At 73.0% G+C, this 17,119-nt stretch carries 12 protein-coding genes and 1 riboswitch; of the genes, 6 read left to right on the plus strand and 6 right to left on the minus strand.

Annotation, left to right across the window (positions count from 1 at the left end; translation table 11 throughout):
* The first annotated feature begins 379 nt into the window (after positions 1 to 379).
* The 3 genes from AC07AL_RS33030 to AC07AL_RS33040 all read left to right on the plus strand — a co-directional run bounded on the left by AC07AL_RS33030 (position 380) and on the right by AC07AL_RS33040 (position 3,200).
* The gene (locus tag AC07AL_RS33030) at positions 380 to 646 is read left to right on the plus strand and encodes a DUF3311 domain-containing protein (RefSeq protein ID WP_363586951.1); all 267 of its coding nucleotides are present in this window, start codon (positions 380 to 382) and stop codon (positions 644 to 646) included.
* Positions 643 to 2,256 carry a monocarboxylate uptake permease MctP gene (mctP, locus tag AC07AL_RS33035; RefSeq protein ID WP_363586952.1) on the plus strand — a complete coding sequence of 538 codons (1,614 nt, stop codon included), beginning with the start codon at positions 643 to 645 and terminating at the stop codon, positions 2,254 to 2,256. Before AC07AL_RS33030 ends, mctP begins: the two co-directional genes overlap by 4 nt.
* Before the next feature lie 155 nt (positions 2,257 to 2,411).
* Positions 2,412 to 3,200: a histidine phosphatase family protein gene (locus AC07AL_RS33040; RefSeq protein WP_478319222.1), complete on the plus strand. Its 789-nt coding sequence runs from the start codon at positions 2,412 to 2,414 to the stop codon at positions 3,198 to 3,200.
* Positions 3,201 to 3,261: 61 nt separating this feature from the next.
* Here the strand turns inward: AC07AL_RS33040 and AC07AL_RS33045 are convergent, their stop codons facing one another.
* On the minus strand, positions 3,262 to 4,221 hold the full coding sequence (locus AC07AL_RS33045) for a helix-turn-helix domain-containing protein (protein WP_363586954.1): 960 nt from the start codon (positions 4,219 to 4,221) through the stop codon (positions 3,262 to 3,264).
* A 397-nt stretch (positions 4,222 to 4,618) separates the two neighbouring features.
* On the opposite strand from AC07AL_RS33045, the gene AC07AL_RS33050 reads away from it, so the two are divergent.
* Positions 4,619 to 5,113, plus strand: coding sequence for a GNAT family N-acetyltransferase (locus tag AC07AL_RS33050; RefSeq protein ID WP_363586955.1), 495 nt, complete (start codon positions 4,619 to 4,621; stop codon positions 5,111 to 5,113).
* 135 nt (positions 5,114 to 5,248) lie between these two features.
* Positions 5,249 to 7,414 (plus strand): SGNH/GDSL hydrolase family protein, encoded by a 2,166-nt coding sequence (locus AC07AL_RS33055; protein ID WP_363586956.1) that lies wholly within the window; start codon positions 5,249 to 5,251, stop codon positions 7,412 to 7,414.
* A 7-nt stretch (positions 7,415 to 7,421) separates the two neighbouring features.
* Here the strand turns inward: AC07AL_RS33055 and AC07AL_RS33060 are convergent, their stop codons facing one another.
* The 5 genes from AC07AL_RS33060 to AC07AL_RS33080 all read right to left on the minus strand — a co-directional run bounded on the left by AC07AL_RS33060 (position 7,422) and on the right by AC07AL_RS33080 (position 14,055).
* A complete protein-coding gene (locus AC07AL_RS33060; RefSeq protein ID WP_363586957.1) occupies positions 7,422 to 8,618 on the minus strand; it encodes a glycoside hydrolase family 113 in 1,197 nt (398 codons plus the stop codon).
* A gap of 15 nt (positions 8,619 to 8,633) precedes the next feature.
* Positions 8,634 to 10,085: a glycosyltransferase family 2 protein gene (locus tag AC07AL_RS33065; protein ID WP_363586958.1), complete on the minus strand. Its 1,452-nt coding sequence runs from the start codon at positions 10,083 to 10,085 to the stop codon at positions 8,634 to 8,636.
* Between the two features lie 83 nt (positions 10,086 to 10,168).
* Positions 10,169 to 11,083 (minus strand): hypothetical protein, encoded by a 915-nt coding sequence (locus tag AC07AL_RS33070; protein ID WP_478319223.1) that lies wholly within the window; start codon positions 11,081 to 11,083, stop codon positions 10,169 to 10,171.
* Positions 11,084 to 11,266: 183 nt separating this feature from the next.
* Positions 11,267 to 12,721 (minus strand): glycoside hydrolase family 26 protein, encoded by a 1,455-nt coding sequence (locus AC07AL_RS33075; protein WP_478319224.1) that lies wholly within the window; start codon positions 12,719 to 12,721, stop codon positions 11,267 to 11,269.
* Positions 12,722 to 12,861: 140 nt separating this feature from the next.
* Positions 12,862 to 14,055 (minus strand): hypothetical protein, encoded by a 1,194-nt coding sequence (locus AC07AL_RS33080; protein WP_478319225.1) that lies wholly within the window; start codon positions 14,053 to 14,055, stop codon positions 12,862 to 12,864.
* A gap of 304 nt (positions 14,056 to 14,359) precedes the next feature.
* A riboswitch (cobalamin riboswitch) is annotated at positions 14,360 to 14,485 on the plus strand.
* Between the two features lie 192 nt (positions 14,486 to 14,677).
* On the opposite strand from AC07AL_RS33080, the gene AC07AL_RS33085 reads away from it, so the two are divergent.
* Entirely contained in the window at positions 14,678 to 17,107 is a 2,430-nt protein-coding gene (locus AC07AL_RS33085) for a ribonucleoside-diphosphate reductase subunit alpha (protein ID WP_363586989.1), read from the plus strand.
* Positions 17,108 to 17,119: the final 12 nt, after the last annotated feature.

Below are 17,119 nucleotides of genomic sequence, written 5' to 3' on the forward strand. Positions count from 1 at the left end.
TCTCGGCCGGCGGCGCCGGGGCCATCGAGGCGAACGCGACACACCCCCCCCCCCCCTCCCCCCCCCCCCCCCCCCCCCCCACCACCCCCCCCCCCCCCCCCCCCCCCCCCCCCCCCGGTGCCCGTTCGCGTCACGGAAGGGGCAGTACCGGTCGAATACGACCGGATGCCGTCCGGATGGCGGGAAGTTGCGCCGACCCCGGTGACATGGATCACCCCATGCCCTAGATTGCGCAGCCGTACTGACTGTCGATCACCGATGGTGCTGCTCGGCGGGTTCGCGGGGGCGTGCGGTGCCCCGCGGGCTGCGGCGCCGACGGGGAGAACCCTCCGGAGCGGAGCCGAAGATGCCGTCTGATCCCGATACCGTCGAACCTGTCATGCCCGAGCCACCCGGGGAGCGGGTGCCCGCAGTGACCCCCGAACGGGTGCTGGCCGGGCTCGCCCTGCTCGTGCCGATCGTCGCGACGCTGTGGGTGTCCTCGTACGACAAGACCGACCCGGGCGTCGGCGGGGTGCCGTTCTTCTACTGGTACCAGCTGCTCTGGGTGCCGGTGTCGGCGGTGTTCACCGTGGCCGCGTACCTGCTGATCAACCGGGACGAGAAGGCCCGCAAGGCGGCGCGGAAGGCGGGTGGCGCGCGATGAGCCACGTCAACGTGCCGGCCCTCACGGTCTTCGTGCTGTTCTTCGTCCTGGTCACCGTGATGGGCTTCCTCGCCGCCCGCTGGCGGCGCGCGGACGACGCGGCGCACCTGGACGAGTGGGGCCTGGGCGGCCGCAGCTTCGGGACCTGGGTCACCTGGTTCCTGCTCGGCGGCGACCTCTACACCGCGTACACCTTCGTCGCCGTCCCGGCGGCGGTCTACGCGACCGGTGCGGCGGGCTTCTTCGCGGTGCCGTACACGATCGTCGCCTATCCGCTGGTCTTCCTCTTCCTGCCCCGGCTCTGGTCGGTCTCCCGGGTGCACGGGTACGTCACCCCGGCCGACTTCGTCCGCGGCCGGTACGGCTCGCGGCCGCTCTCCCTGGTCGTCGCGCTGACCGGGATCCTGGCCACCATGCCGTACATCGCGCTCCAACTCGTCGGCATCCAGGCGGTGCTGGACGTGCTGGGCGTCGGCGGCGGCGAGAACGCCAACTGGTTCGTCAAGGACCTGCCGCTGTTCCTCGCCTTCGGCGTGCTGGCCGCGTACACCTACTCCTCCGGGCTGCGCGCCCCGGCGCTGATCGCCTTCGTCAAGGACGCCCTGATCTACATCGTGATCATCGTCGCGGTGATCTACATCCCGATCCGGCTCGGCGGCTACGGGCACATCTTCGACGCGGCCGCGCACAAGTTCAGCGCCCCCAAGTCCGCCGGCTCGCTGACCCTCCCGGGCGACAAGCAGTGGACGTACGCGACGCTGGCGCTGGGCTCGGCGATGGCGCTGTTCATGTACCCGCACTCGGTGACCGGTGTGCTGGCCTCCAAGTCCCGCGGCACGGTGCGCCGCAACATGGCGATCATGCCCGCGTACTCGCTGATGCTGGGCCTGCTGGCGCTGCTCGGCTTCATGGCCATCGCGGCGGGCGTCGGCAAGGGCGACAAGAAGTTCAACGCCCAGTTGTCCGTGCCGCAGCTGTTCGCCGACATGTTCCCGGACTGGTTCACCGGCGTGGCCTTCGCGGCGATCGGGATCGGCGCGCTGGTGCCGGCCGCCATCATGTCGATCGCGGCGGCCAACCTGTTCACCCGCAACGTCTACAAGGAGTGGCTGAAGCCCGCCGCCACCCCGGCGGACGAGACCCGGATCGCCAAGCTGGTCTCGCTGCTGGTGAAGGTCGGCGCGCTGGTCTTCGTGCTCGGCATGGACAAGCAGGCCGCGATCAACCTCCAGCTGCTCGGCGGCCTGTGGATCCTCCAGACCTTCGTGGCGATCGTCGGCGGCCTGTTCACCCGCTGGTTCCACCACTGGGCGCTGTTCGCCGGCTGGGCGGCCGGCATGGCCTACGGCACCTGGAAGGCCTACGGCATCGCGAGCCCCGCCACCAAGCACTTCGGCGGCAACGCGGCCGCGATCCCCGGCATCGGCGAGATCGGCTACATCGGCCTGACCGCCTTCGCGCTCAACCTGATCGTCGCGGTGGCGCTCACCCTGGTGCTGCGCGCCGTCAAGGCACCCGAGGGCCCGGACGAGACCAGGCCCGCCGACTACAGCGCCGAGGCCGGCGACGAGGAGCCGGAGAACGCGCCGGAGCCCGTAGCGGCGCACTGATTCGCGCCGCACGCGCCCTGTGATCGCGCCGCCCTCTCCGTGAACACTGGAGAAGGCGGCGCGATCATATGTATGAACAGCCGCCTTCGCAGGGCACCACCAGACCGGACCGGCGACCGGCCGGCAACTGATCGACCCACGGGGAGCACGCGGCCATGGCAGAACTCGGCACCACCCTCAACGGCCAGCACCAGTCCACCCAGAGCCCGCACCACCTCACCACCCACCGCCCGGCGTCGGCCACCCGGCTGCCGTCCCTGCTGATCGCCACCCGGCACGGCGAGTCCACCGCCAACGTCGAGTTCCAGCTGGCCGAGGCCGCCGACGCGCTCAGCGTCCCGATCAGCTGCCGGGACGCCGACATCCCGCTGTCGCTGCACGGCCAGCAGCAGGCCCAGGCGCTCGGCCGCTGGTGGGCCGCCCTGCCCAGCACCGACCGCCCGCGCAGCGTCTGGTGCTCGCCGTACGTGCGCACCACCGAGACCGCCCGGATCGCGCTCGCCCAGGCCGCCGGGCTCGGCGCCGTCCCGGTCACTCTCGCCGTGCGCCACGACGAGCGGCTGCGCGACCGCGAGCTGGGCGTCCTGGAGATGCTGACGCGGGCCGCGATCGAGGCCAAGCACCCGGAGGAGTCCGCCCGGCGGCGCAAGATGGGCGAGCTGTACTACCGGCCGCCCGGCGGCGAGTCCTGGGCCGACGTCGCGCTGCGGGTGCGCAGCCTACTGCGGGACGTCTGCGAGGAGGAGGCCGGGCGGCCCGTCCTGCTGGTCGCGCACGACTGCACGGTGCTGATGCTGCGCTACGTGCTGGAGCGGCTCACCGAGGAACGGCTCACCGCGCTCGCGCCGGTGCGCAACTGTTCCACCAGCCTGTGGCGCGCCCAGGACGGGCGGCTGCACCCGGAGCGCTGGAACACCGTCGACCACCTCGCCCTGGAGAATTGACGAGCCGTCACGCGCCCTCGTCCGGTCGCGCCTCGTCGCCCGGTCACTCCCCGTCGTCCGGTCATGCCTCGTCGTCCGGGCAGGCGAAGCAGCGCCGGTAGGCCAGCGGCGTGGTCCCCAGCCGGCGCCCGAAGTGGTGCCGCAGCGCGGCCGCGTTGCCGAAGCCGCAGCGGGCGGCGATCGCGTCCACCGGTTCGGCGGTGGACTCCAGCAGCCGCTGGGCGAGCAGCACCCGCTGCCCGGTCAGCCAGCGGTGCGGCGTGGTGCCGGTCTCCTGCTGGAAGCGGCGGGCGAAGGTGCGCGGGGACATGTGGACCCTGGCGGCCAACTGCTCGACGGTGCAGTCCCGGTCCAGGTGGTGGCGCATCCAGTCGAGCAGCGGCGCCAGCGAGTCGCCGTCGCCGCCGGGCAGCGGGCGGCTCACGAACTGGGCCTGCCCGCCCTCCCGGTGCGGCGCCACCACCATCCGGCGGGCGATCCCCCGGGCCACCTCGGCGCCCTGCACCTTGCGCACCAGGTGCAGGCAGGCGTCGATGCCGGCGGCCGTCCCGGCCGAGGTGATCACCGGGTCGTCGTCCACGTACAGCACGTCCGGCTCGACGGCGGTCCGCGGGAAGCGCCGGGCCAGGTCCTCGCTGTGCCGCCAGTGGGTGGTGGAGCGGCGGTCGTCCAGCAGCCCGGCGGCGCCGAGCACGAAGGCGCCGCTACAGATGGACAGCACCCTGCCGCCGTCCGCCACCACCGAGCGCAGCGCCGCCAGCAGCGGCTCCGGGTACTCCGGGCGGATCGCCGTCGCGGTGACCACCACCAGGTCGGCCCCGGCCAGCCGCTCGGGGCCGTGCGGGACGTCCACCGCGAACCCGGCGTGCGTCGTGTGCGGCCCGGGGCGGGCGCCGGCGATCGCGAAGTCGTACCCGGGCAGGCCGTCGGCCGTGCGGTCGAGGCCGAAGACCTCGCAGGCGACACCGAGCTCGAAGGGGTGGATCTCCTCCAGCACCACCGCGACCACGTTCTTCAGCATGCCGCCCAGGATGCCCCGGCCGGCACCGGCGACGGAAGGGCCGGATGGCAGTTTTTCGATGAGATCAGTCATTCCTGCCACTCGTGGCCGCCGCCCCGCCCGACCAGAGTGGAGCCATGGACAGCGGCACTCTCGCAAGCGCAATCGCCCTGGTCGGGGCCGTCGGCGGTTTCGGCCTGCTCGGCACCCTGATCGGCCGGGAGGTCGCCCGCGGCGCCGCCACCGGCCGCGACAACTGGCACCGCCCGGGCGGCTACCCGGCCGGCCCGGAACGCCTGGACCGGCTGTACGGCACCATGCCCGCCGCCTCGCTGCGCCCCTCCGCCGACCCGGCCACCCTCCCGGTCCGGGCCACCCCGGAGATCACCACCCCGGACGGTTCCGGCACACTGACGGGATGGACATCCTCATCCGCCAGGCCCTTCCGGAGGACCTCGACGACGCCGGCCGCATCACCGTCGAGGCCTTCGTCGGCGACGGCCACACCTCGCCCGAGAGCAGCTACGTCGAGCTACTGCGCGACGCCGCCCGCCGGGCCCGGGAGGCCGAGCTCCTGGTCGCGGTCGACCAGGCCGAAGGACGGGTCCTCGGCTGCGTGACCTACGCCGTCGGCGGCACCGAGTGGGCCGACATCGCCGGCCCGCGCGAGGGCGAGATCCGGATGCTCGCCACCGCCGCGGCCGCCCGCGGCCGGGGCGTCGGCGAGGCCCTGGTCCGCGCCACCATCGCCCGCAGCCGCGAACTCGCCCTGGACGGCATGGCGTTCTCCACCCGCCCGCAGATGACCGCCGCCCACCGCGTCTACGAGCGGACCGGCTTCCGCCGCACCCCCGAGCGCGACTGGTCCCCGTACCCGGGCATGGACCTGATGGTCTACAGCCTGGCGTTCTGAGCCCGGCCGGGGCGTCGTCGGCCCTCCTCCTCCCCGGTGACCGACAGACGATCAACGGACGTCTTTTGATATAAACCACAGATCACGTCTGATGCCACGTCGCGGCAGCCGACCGATCCCGGGGGGACGCACCACATGGACGACGGGCCCGGCCTCGGCACGCCCGCGAGCGGCCCCACGCTCCAGGACATGCGCACGTCCCGGGGCATCGAGCCCCCGGCCACCAGCCGCTACGCGATCCCCGCACCGGCGCCCCGGCCGCGCGGGCCGCTGCCGCCCTCCGTCCGCTTCCCGGCGGTCGACGGGCTGCGCGGCCTCGCCATCGCCTCCGTCCTGCTCTACCACACCAACTGGTTCCAGAACGGCCTGTTCGGCGTGGACGTCTTCTTCGTCCTCTCCGGCTTCCTGGTGACCCTGGTGCTGATCCGCGAACTGGACCGCACCGACGGCATCCGGCTCGGCGTCTTCTACCGCCGCCGGGCCAAGCGGCTGCTGCCCGGACTGCTCGCCACCGTCCTCCTCGTCGTCGCGCTGTCCGCACTGGTCAGCCCGCTACGGGACGTCAGGGACCTCCGCCCGCAGGCGCTCGCCGCGCTCGGCCAGGTCGCCAACTGGGCCCAACTGGCCCGCGGCGACGCCTACTGGCAGCACTTCGCCTCCATCGACCCGCTCGCGGCCATGTGGTCGCTCAGCATCACCGAGCAGTTCTACGCGCTCTGGCCGCTGCTGCTGCTCGCGGTCTTCGGTCTCTGCCGCCGCTCGCTGCGCGCGACCGGCGTCGTCACCGCCGGGCTGTTCGTCGTCGCCGCGCTCGTCGCCCCGCTGATGTGGAACGGCGACAACAGCGACCGCCTCTACCTCGGCACCGAGACCCGCGCGGTCGGCTTCGCGGCCGGCGCCACCGCCGCCTTCGCCGTCCACCTGCGGCTGCGCCGCCAGGTCCGCGCGGCGGCCCCCGGCGGCGACGGCGCCACCCGCTCCCGGCGGCGCCTGCTCGACCGCTCCGGAGCGGCCGACACCCTGGCGCCCGCCCTGCTCGGGACCGCGGCCCTCGGCGGCCTGGTCTGGGCCAGCCTGTCCGTCAGCGGCTACCACGAGCCGCTGCTCTACCAGGGCGGGCTGGCCGCGGTCGCGGCGCTGGCCGCCGTCCTGGCCGCCTCGCTCTGCCACGACCGGGGCCCGCTGGTCCGGCTGCTGTCACTGCCCCCGCTGCGGCTCACCGGCACCATCTCCTACAGCCTCTACCTGCTCCACCTGCCGGTGTACTGGCTGCTCCAGCACTACGTCGACGACATCTCGCCGCAACTGCTGCTCGCCATCGGCGCACCGCTCTCCTGGGTGCTGGCCTGGCTGATGCACACCGGCACCGAGAAGCTGCGGGTGCTGCGCTGGCGGGCCTTCCCGGCCGTCCCGCTGCTGGCCGTCGCCACGGCGGTGGCCACCACCGGCGCCTGGTACCTGCCCGCCTGGGTCCAGTACGACATGCGGTCCGGGCCGAGCGGCAAGCCCGCGGTCCTCGTCCTCGGCGACTCCTTCGCCCAGGACCTCGCCACCGGCCTCTACCGGCACGGCGACCGCTACCGGGTGGTCGACGGCGGGATCAGCGGCTGCGGCGTGTTCGACCCGGACAAGGTGCGCACCACCTCCGGCGAGGAGTTCGACACCAGCCGGGAGTGCCGCGACCGGGCCGCCGCGTGGGACCGGCGACTCACCGGCGCCGCCCCGCAGGCCGTCGTGATCCACCTCGGCTGGGACGCCGCCGAGCAGTACCTCGACGGCAGCTGGCTCAGCCCCTGCGAGGAGGACTACAGGAGCCGCTACACCACCCAGCTCACCCAGGCCGTGGACCAGGTCCGTCGCCGCGCGCCCGGCGCCCGGGTGCTGCTGATGAACGAACGGGTCGAGAACGGCGCCATCGACAAGGGCTGGGGCACCTGTTACGACCAGCAGGTCGCCGCCTACGTGAAGGCCACCGCCGGCGCCGTCCGGCTGGTCGACCTCAACACCTTCTTCTGCCCGTACGAGACCTGCGCGTGGAAGGACCGCGACGGCCACTGGGTCACCCCCGCCAACGACGGGGTGCACCTCACTCCGGCCGGCATGCGGTTCGTGACGCCGTGGCTGGAGCAGCAGATCGCGGACGGACTGACCGGACCGCCGTCGGGGCCGCCCACGGCCGCCCCGACGCCGACCTCGACACCGACGCCCACACCCACGCCGACTCCGACGGCCACGACGCCGACCACCACCAAGCCCACGGGCCGGCCGAGTTCGGCCAAGCCCGGCCGGACCGCGCCCTGACCGGAGCCTAGGACGGCGGCAGTTCGTAGGTCTGCGCGAAGCAGTCGCGGATCGCCTGCTCGGAGGCCGGGCGCCCGGCGTAGTCCATCCGCGGGGTGTCCTGGTTGGTCGGCAGGTTCGGGTCGATGCCGAAGTACAGCGACCAGAAGTACAGCCCGCGCAGCTTGCGCTCCTGCGCCACCTGGCAGACCGCGGTGAACCAGGTCGCCTGGACGGTCTCGTTCAGCTCGGTCTTCTTGTAGTACTCGCCGGGCGTCTTGTAGGCGCCCTTCTGCGCCGGGATGCCCACCTCGGTGAGCTTGGTGGTCGGCTGCGGACCGCTGCCGCGCTTGTCGAGCCAGGCGTTCCAGCTGGCCCTCAGGTCGGCGACCGGGGCGTCGTCACCGGCCGACTTGGCCGGCGGATAGGCGTCCACGCCCGTGCCGTCCGCCGGTACCGCTATCGGGCCCTTGGACCAGTTGTCGAAGTTCGCGTCGTACACCAGCTCGCCGTGGAAGGTCTTCCGCGCCTGGTCGATGAGACCGGGCCACCGCGGGTCGCCCTCCAGCGAGTTGAACTCGGTGCCGATGGTGACCTCGGCCGCGGAGTGCTCCTGGGCGGTCTTCAGGTAGGGCGTCAGGAAGGCGGCGTAGCTGGCGAACCAGGCGTCCCGGTCGGTCGGTGCGATGTTGCCGCGCCACTTGAGGGTGTTGAGGTAGTCGAAGACGTCCTCGTCCATGATCGGACGGATGGTGGTGCGCAGGCCCGCCCGGTGGGCGGCGTCCAGCAGCAGGGCCAGCCGCTCCGGGGTGGGGGTGGTCGGCCGGGCGGCGACGGCGTTCGACCTGGTGCCCGTCGTGTAGTACGGGAAGGTCACCGACAGGGAGTTGGCGTTCAGCCCGACGACGTACTTGACGATGCGGTCGACCTTGCCCTGGACGAAGTTGTCCGGGTCCGCCGGATCGTCCAGCCAGTACACCTGCACACCCCACTCGGGGCTGCCCTCGGCCCACGGGCGGGCCACCCTGGGGCCGGTGTCCTCGACCGGCGGCGCGTCCTTGCCGAAGCCCCAGACCCGTCCCTGCTCGGTCGCGGAGCCGGCCCAGTGCACGGCGGTCGGGCGCTGGTGGACGAACTTGAGCGGGTGGTCCCCCCAGACCACCGGGACGGCGACGGTGATGGCGACCACCACGGTCGGCAGGATGAAGATGGCGGGGCGCTTCACAGCGGTGACCTCCGATCAGGCCGGCTTGGCGATGACGACGAACTTGTTCTCCTCGCCCTTGAGGAACTTGACCAGCCCGCGCAGGCCGCCCCAGCCCTCCAGGAAGGAGAACAGCGGGATGGCCGCCACCACGACGATCGGCTCCCACCACTTGCGCCGGTGGTTCGCCGAGGCGACGACGTTCAGGCGCAGGCCCTCCCAGTACGTCCAGATGACGTAGGCGAAGTTGATCGACCAGACCAGCACCACGGACTGGGTGACCGGGGAGGTGTTCCAGGTGCCGGTGAACCAGGCGACCAGCAGCACCAGGCCGACGTGCTGGAGCGGGCCGAGCACCCAACTGACCATGCCCATCCCGATGAACAGCCGGTACCGCAGCGGGATCGTCCTGTTGAAGCAGAGCGCGACCAGGCCCCAGGCCCAGCGCTCGCGCTGCTTGAGGAAGTCCTTGACCCCGGCCGGCGAGGCGCCGTAGCAGCGCCCGTTGAACCAGTCGCTGCGGCCCGGGTAGCGCTGGCAGAAGTTCAGCGCCATCTGGGCGTCCTCGACGATGGTCTTCGGGCCGAAGTCCCAGCCGATGGTGGCCTCCACCGAGGAGCGCATCAGGAGCAGTTCGCCGTGCACGCCGGCGATCGGGGTGCCGGTGCCGGTCATCGCGCGGAAGCGGGCGATGTCGTCGGCCGGGCGGATCGCGTCGGCGAGCCAGGTGAAGGTGGAGACGGCGTTCTCCCGCGGGTACGTCAGGATGCCCTGCGCCATGTGCTTGGCGTCGTCCCCGGCCCGGCGCTGCCGGTTGACGAACTGCGCGACGGCGGCGGCGGTGTCCGGGCCGACGCCGGTGTCGTCGTCCATGTGCAGCACCCAGACGTCGTCCTCGGCCTCGCCCTCCTCGATCCGCAGCTCGTGCGAGTAGTGGTTGGCGCGGGCCTTGAACTTGGTGCCGTTGGCCGTCTCGTAGGCCTTCGGCACGGTCACCACCCGGATCAGCGGGTTGCGGGCGGCCAGACCGTCGATCTTCTCGGCGGCCGCGCAGCCCTCCTCGGTGAGGACGTCCACCCGCATCCACGGGAAGTAGGCCGGCAGGTGCTCGACGTACGAGAGCACCGAGCGCTCCAGCGCCGGATAGGTGTCGTGGCGGCCGATGGTCGGCACCAGCACGATCAGGAAGTCGTCCTCGACCGGCACGGCCGGCGTCATCCGGCTCACCTGGCGCAGCCGGCGGCGGACCATCAGCACGCCCTGGAAGCCGATCAGGACGCCGAACACCGGCATCCCCCACAGGATGGTGATCGTCCAGCCGAGCGGGGTGGGGTTGGGCACGTAGGCCCAGACCGAGAAGGCGAAGATGACCGTGAAGGAGAAGTAGAACGGGAGGACCCGGGGCTTCCACGACATCTGTCGCTCGGCGAGCCGGGCGGCCTCGCGGGACGTGGTGAGCACCGTCCGTGCGGGGGATGTCGATGGCATGGCGAAAGTCGCTCCTCGTCTGGTGTCGGGCCGATCCCGTGCGGGAGCCGGGTCGTTCGCGAGCGGTCCGGGGCTGCGGAGGTTCAGGCCTGCGGCGGGCGGTCGGCCGGCGGGCGGTCGGCCGGGGAGACGACCGGACCGGGGGCGACCGGACCGGGCGTCACCGGCGGCGCGGCGGGCCACGGCTGCTGGGCGAGCGTCGACGGGTGCGGGGCCGGCTGGGCGGGCTGCTGCGCGTACGGCACCGGCTGTGACGGCTGCGAAGGCTGGGCCGGCTGGGCCGGCGCCGACTGCGGCCAGGCAGCGGGCTGCGACTGCGGCTGCGAGGCCGGGGGCTGCTGCGGCCACGCGGGCTGCGGCTGCTGTTGGAAGGGCGGCTGCGGTGGCCAGGCGGCCTGCGGCTGCGGCTGCGGCTGCGGCTGCGGCCAGGCGGACTGGTGCTGGTGCTGGTGCTGGAACGGCGGCTGCTGGTACGGCTGCGGGCCCGGGGCCGGCTCGGCCGGGATCGTCTGCAGCAGCGACCAGTGCACCTGGCCGCCCGACGCCGCGGCGGCCTCCGGCGCCCGCGGCTCCCGCCACTTCAGCCGGGCCAGCAGCAGGATCAGCGCCGCGGTGACGGCCACGCCGAGCGCGAAGGTCGCGAGCTTGAGCCCGCCCTCGATGGTGCTGGTGAACCACTCCCGCTGCGGCTTGTCCAGGAGCGCGCCGGTCAGGCTGCGCACCCGGTTGTACCCCTCGACCAGTGCGACGCCGGCCGCCACCCCGAGCGCCCAGCTGCGCCCGCGCAGCAGCAGGATTCCCGAAAGCAGGTAGATCAGGCCGTAGTTGAGGCTGCCGGTCTCGGCGTCCACCGAGGTGCCGCCGTAGTAGAAGATGCCTTTGACGTAGGTCGCGAACCCGACCTGGCCGAAGCAGTTGTACGCCGCCCAAGCCAGCAGCACCACGCCCCAGCCGACGGCGATGCCGCCGGCCGCGCGCATCGCACGCGCCTGTCCCATCCCGCACCCCCGCCCCGCCGGGCCCGTCCCGGCGTCAGCCCCTCGGCTTCGCCGCCACAGGATGCCACACGGCACAACGGACACGGTATTCCGGCCGTTCAACGGAATTCGGTGGTGTAGCGCACCTCACGGCGACCGGCTCGGCGGACGCGCGGGGGCGGCTCGACGACCCTGCGGACCGGCTCAACGAACGTGCAGGCCGCCCCAGTCGACGTTCGCGCCGAACGGCCCGGCGCCGCCGGTGAGCGCCAGCGGGCTGTGGTAGGTGGCGTTGACGTCCGCGCTGGCGTTGCGCGGCTGTTCCGGCGTCAGGTTGTCCGAGGTGAGCGACTGCCCCCAGACCGTCCAGATCGTCCAGGGCGTGCGCCGCAGCGTTTCCGGCTGGCGGGAGTTGACCGGGACGGCGAAGGACTCGGCCAGGATCCGCGGCTTGCCGTAGCCGGCGAGCCCGTCGTAGTACCGCTTGGTCCACACCTCGCCGGTGCCGATCGGGTGCGCGGGGCTGCCGCTGTAGTCGTCCACCCCGACCACGTCGACGTACTGCGAGCCCGGGTAGTAGTCCCACGGGTCCGCGCCGGGGGCTCCGTCCCAGGACACCGGCGTCCAGACGAACAGCAGGTTGTGCAGGCCCCTGGTCTCCACCAGGTAGCGGTAGGTGATCCGCCACAGCGCCTGGTAGTCGGCCGGCTTCTGGCCCGACCACCAGAACCTGCGGGAACAGTCCTGCACGTTCATCTCGTGGTACGGGCGCAGCAGCACCGGCACGTCGTGGGCGGCCAGGTACTCCAGGTGGTCGGCCAGGTAGGACAGGTCGGTCATCAGCGCGCGGTACTCGGGGGTGTCGTGCGCGCTGTCGACGACCCGGCCGAACCAGCCCTTGTCCTTGGCGGCCGGAGAGTTCGAACAGAGCACCTGCTCGAAGGACTTGACGTCCGAACCCGGGTAGGGCTGGTGGAAGGACATGCCGACGATCCCGGCCGGCCCCCCGCCGTTGTCGGGCAGTTCGGTGGTGGTGCCGTCGCAGTTGTGCTGGACGCCGGCCGTGCCGTAGCTGCCGTCGTCGGCGCGCGGGTGACCGGACCAGACGGCGGAGAGCAGGTCGACGGCGTCGTCGGTGTACTGCCAGCCGGCCCGGCAGGTGGGCCACCGGCCGGCCGAGTAGGAGCGCGGGTCGCCGACGCCCCAGCCGGTCTGGCCGTAGCCGGGGCCGAGGTCGGTCTCGACGAAGCCGGGCAGCTTGCCGGTGAGGTCGGCGGCCTTCTTGTAGTAGTAGCCGACCTGCTTGGTGCCGCGGTAGTCGCCGTACTCGGGGTTGTTGCGCTCGTTGTGCGCCTCGACGTGCTGGCCGATCACCGTCCCGCCGCTCTGCCCGGTGCGGGCCCGGCCCTCCAGGTCGGCGAGCAGCTGCTGGACGGCCCGGGCGTTCGGCGAGGCCTGCGGATCCCGGGCGAGCAGGTCCCGGCCGACCTCCGGCGGCAGGGTGCGGCCGGGGAGGCCGACCGTCACCGGGACGCGGGCGGGCCGTTCGCCGTCGGCCCGGCCGTCACGCTGCAACAGCGCCACGGCGCCCGCGGCGACCACGACCCCGGCCGCGGCCAGGACGGCGGGCCTGCCGCGCAGGGCTCTGGGCAGGGCCACGGACCGCTCCTCCGGTTGCTCGCCGGCACCGGCCCAGGCGGACACAACCGGAACACTCGTGCGAATGACTGCCCCGAGAGCCTGCCACACTCCCCCGGCACCGGCGAGCGAACCCGCCGGGGCCGGGGTGCCACGGCGGATCAGCCGGCCGCGGCGGCCCCCGGCGCACCCGGCGCGGCCGCGGACGCGGCCTTGGCGCGCTGGAGCAGCTGGCCCTTCACGTGCTCGCCGAAGCCGACGGCCGCCGCGGTGGCGGTGGCGTCGGCGGTGTCGCCGCCCTTCGCCGAGCCCTCGACCGTGAAGTAGGCGTACCGGCCCAGGGTGTTGTGCGTGTTGGTGCAGCCCGGAGTGGCGCAGAAGGCCGGCGCGCCCGGCGCGACGGCGCCCTTGAGGTGGCCGGTGTAGCTCTTCATCGAAGTCTCGGCCTGGATCTTGTGGTCGAAGACCGCGACGCCGACGGTCACCGCGCTGTCGCCGGAGACGTAGGTCGCCCGGAGCACCTTCTGGCAGCCCTGGTCACCGAGGACCTTGCCGAGCCCGCCGGTCGTCGAGTTCCCGTCCCAGCAGGGCGAGTCCAGCGAGACGAAGGTCCGGTTCCAGGTGGCACCGTTGACCGTCACCTGGAGCGCGGAGAACAGTGCCCCCGCGTCCTGCGGCGCCGGGTCGGTGGCGGCCTCCCAGATCGGCTTCGACGGGTCGTCCGGCGCTCCGCCCGGGGTGCCGGACGGGTTCCCGCCCGGGGTTGCGGCGGCACTCGGCGCGGCACTCCGGGCGGCACCCGATGCGGCGGAGGACGGCCGGTTGGAGGCCGAGGCGATCGGCCCGGCGACCGGCTTGTCGCCGCCGCCCTTCGTCAGCAGCACCGCCCCGCCCGCGATCAGGCCGCCGACCAGGACGACCGCGACCGCCACGCCGAGGGCCCGCAGTCGGCGGCGGCGCTTGCCGTCCGCCGCGTTGCGGTCGGCCAGCGCCTCCCAGTTCGGCTCGGCGCGCTGCGGCGCCTGGGGCTGCGGGTACGACTGCGGATGCGGCTGGGGGTGTGCCTGGGGATGCGGCTGGGGGTGCGCCTGGGGGTTCGGCTGCCACTGCGGCGGCAGCTGCTGCCCTGGCGGTCCCGGCTGCGGCAGCGGAGGCTGCCCCGGCGGACCGGGCTGCGCCACCGGCTGCGCGGGCGGCACCGGAGGCCCGTACGAGGCCGGCGGCGGCCCGAAGCCCCCGCTCGGCGGCAACACCGGACCGGGCACCACCGGCGGCTGCTGACCGTGCGCGTCCCCCGGCCCGGTGGGAGGCGTTCCCTGCGGACCCTGCCCGGGTGCGCCAGTTCCGTCGCTCACGCGCCCCCTCGCTTCGCTCGATGATCGCTTCGCGAAACGCGCCCCTCGGCGCTTCGCTCGCTCATGCGCCCAGATCGTAGGGCATGCCCGCGGCAACCGGTCCGCCCGGTGACCGTTCCGTATCGAAACCAGGACGCCGGGGCCCGGAATCAGGGCGCCGGAAGCCCGGAATCAGGGCGCCGGAAGCCCGGATCCGAGGCGCCCCAAGGCCACGACCCGCCCCCTCCCGGCACCACCGGTTATCGCTCCGACACACCGCGCCGTACTACATGTGGGGTCGCATCAGAGAGACACCACTAGATGTATGCTCAATCCTGCTGTCGATGCAGGGGAACCCGGTGCGAATCCGGGACTGCCCCGCAGCGGTGAGCGGGCGGCTACCAGTAGCCGCCCCGCGAGTCCGAGTACCTGCCGACGGTGTGCGCACGGGCCCTCCCGCAGAGGCCGCGCCAGCACGAGAACTACCTTCCGGGCCTCGCGGGCGGGCCGGGGACGCCACCGTCGCGCGACGCTTCCTGCGTACGTGCCGTGCTCCCCTGCCCCGAACGGCCCGGTACCCCCCGATCACCGCCGCCGATCGCCGCCAGGAGAGAGCGCCTTGACCACCGCTGCCTCAGCCACCCTGCCCGCCCAGGGCACCGGCCCCGCCCCCACCGACCCGACGGTCTCCGACCCCGGCGGCGCGCTCCTTCGGCTGCTCACCGACCGCAGCGTCGATCTCCCCCAGGTGGACCCCGGCCATGTCGCCGCCGCCGCGCTGCGTGGCCGCCACGCCGGCTCGGACTTCGCCGAGCTGCGCGGGCTGGCCGTGGACGCCGCCGCGTCGATGATCGCCGAGGACCCCCAGTACTCGAAGCTGGCCGCCCGGCTGCTCGCCCTGGAGATCGTCGACGAGGCGAACAGCCAGGGCTCGCGCTCCTTCGCCGCCTCGATCGCCGTCGGCCACGCCGAGGGCCTGATCGGCGACACCACCGCCGCCTTCGTCACCAAGCACGCCGCCGCCCTGGACGCGCTGATCGACGCGCACGGCGACGACCGCTTCGAGTACTTCGGCCTGCGCACCGTGCAGTCCCGCTACCTGCTGCGCCACCCGATCACCCGCAAGGTCATCGAGACCCCGCAGCACTTCCTGCTCCGCGTCGCCTGCGGCCTGGCGGTCGGCGACAGCGAGCAGTCGGTGCGGGAGGTCGCCGAGCTGTACGGCCTGATGAGCCGGCTGGAGTACCTGACCTCCTCGCCGACCCTGTTCAACTCCGGCACCCGGCACCCGCAGATGTCGAGCTGCTACCTGCTCGACTCCCCGCTGGACAACCTGGACTCGATCTACAACCGCTACGCGCAGATCGCCCGGCTGTCCAAGCACGCCGGCGGCATCGGCCTGTCCTACTCGCGCATCCGCTCGCGCGGCAGCCTGATCCGCGGCACCAACGGCAAGTCCAACGGCATCGTCCCGTTCCTGCGCACCCTCGACTCCTCGGTCGCCGCCGTCAACCAGGGCGGCCGCCGCAAGGGCGCGGCCTGCGTCTACCTGGAGACCTGGCACGCCGACATCGAGGAGTTCCTGGAGCTCCGCGACAACACCGGCGAGGAGGCGCGGCGCACCCACAACCTCAACCTGGCGCACTGGATCCCGGACGAGTTCATGCGCCGGGTCAACGCCAACGAGGACTGGTCGCTGTTCTCCCCCGCCGACGTGCCCGAGCTCGTCGACCTGTGGGGCTCCGACTTCGACGAGGCCTACCGCAAGGCCGAGCTGGCCGGCAAGGCCGTGCGCACCATCCCCGCGCAGACCCTGTACGCCCGGATGATGCGCACCCTGGCGCAGACCGGCAACGGCTGGATGACCTTCAAGGACGCCTCCAACCGCGCCGCCAACCAGACCGCGCTGCCCGGCCGCACGGTGCACTCCTCGAACCTGTGCACCGAGATCCTGGAGGTCACGGACGACTCCGAGACCGCCGTCTGCAACCTCGGCTCGGTCAACCTCGGCGCCCACGTCGCCCCGGGGGCCTCCGTCGACGACCTGCTCGGCGCCATGGACTGGGAGCGCCTCGACGCCACCGTCCGCACCGCCGTGACGTTCCTCGACCGCGTGGTGGACATCAACTTCTACCCGACCACCGAGGCCGGCACCTCCAACTCCCGCTGGCGCCCGGTCGGCCTCGGCGTGATGGGCCTCCAGGACGTCTTCTTCAAGCTGCGGATCGACTTCGACTCCGCCGAGGCCGCGCGGCTGTCCACCCTCATCGCCGAGCGCATCATGCTCACCGCGTACGAGCGCTCCGCCGACCTGGCCGAGCAGCTGGGCCGCCACGAGGCCTACGGCGAGACCCGCGCCGCCCGCGGCGAGCTGCACATCGACCACTTCCCGACGGCCGCCCCGCAGTGGGCCGACCGCTGGACCGCGCTGCGCGCCCGCATCGCCGAGACCGGCCTGCGCAACTCGCTGCTGCTGGCCATCGCGCCGACCGCGACCATCGCGTCCATCGCCGGCGTCTACGAGTGCATCGAGCCGCAGGTCTCCAACCTGTTCAAGCGCGAGACGCTGTCCGGCGAGTTCCTCCAGGTCAACCCGTACCTGGTGCGCGAGCTCAAGGAGCTCGGCGTCTGGGACCAGCAGACCCGCGACGCCCTGCGCGAGGCCAACGGCTCCGTCCAGGAGCTGGGCTGGCTGCCCGCCGAGGTCCGCTCGCTGTACCGCACCGCCTGGGAGCTGCCCCAGCGCGCGCTGATCGACCTGGCCGCGGCCCGCATGCCGTACCTCGACCAGAGCCAGTCGCTGAACCTGTTCATGGCGGCGCCGACCATCGGCAAGCTCAGCTCGATGTACGCCTACGCGTGGAAGGTCGGTCTCAAGACCACCTACTACCTGCGCTCGCGCCCGGCGACCCGGATCGCCCAGGCCGCCTCCGGTACCGCCCGCGCCGCCGCGCCCGCGCCCGCGTCCTCGTCCGCGCCCGTGCCCGTGAACACCCCGACCCTCACCCCGGAGGAGGAGGCCGCGCTGGCCTGCTCCCTGGAGAACCCCGAGTCCTGCGAGGCCTGCCAGTGAGCACCCCCGACC

Source organism: Kitasatospora sp. NPDC043949, assembly GCF_056435365.1.

Bases quoted from the DNA above. Each gene is read 5' to 3' on its own strand.
- AC07AL_RS33030 (WP_363586951.1), top strand. From the start codon at position 380: ATGCCCGAGCCACCCGGGGAGCGGGTGCCCGCAGTGACCCCCGAACGG.
- mctP (WP_363586952.1), top strand. From the start codon at position 643: ATGAGCCACGTCAACGTGCCGGCCCTCACGGTCTTCGTGCTGTTCTTC.
- AC07AL_RS33040 (WP_478319222.1), top strand. From the start codon at position 2,412: ATGGCAGAACTCGGCACCACCCTCAACGGCCAGCACCAGTCCACCCAG.
- AC07AL_RS33045 (WP_363586954.1), bottom strand. From the start codon at position 4,221: ATGCTGAAGAACGTGGTCGCGGTGGTGCTGGAGGAGATCCACCCCTTC.
- AC07AL_RS33050 (WP_363586955.1), top strand. From the start codon at position 4,619: ATGGACATCCTCATCCGCCAGGCCCTTCCGGAGGACCTCGACGACGCC.
- AC07AL_RS33055 (WP_363586956.1), top strand. From the start codon at position 5,249: ATGGACGACGGGCCCGGCCTCGGCACGCCCGCGAGCGGCCCCACGCTC.
- AC07AL_RS33065 (WP_363586958.1), bottom strand. From the start codon at position 10,085: ATGCCATCGACATCCCCCGCACGGACGGTGCTCACCACGTCCCGCGAG.
- AC07AL_RS33070 (WP_478319223.1), bottom strand. From the start codon at position 11,083: ATGGGACAGGCGCGTGCGATGCGCGCGGCCGGCGGCATCGCCGTCGGC.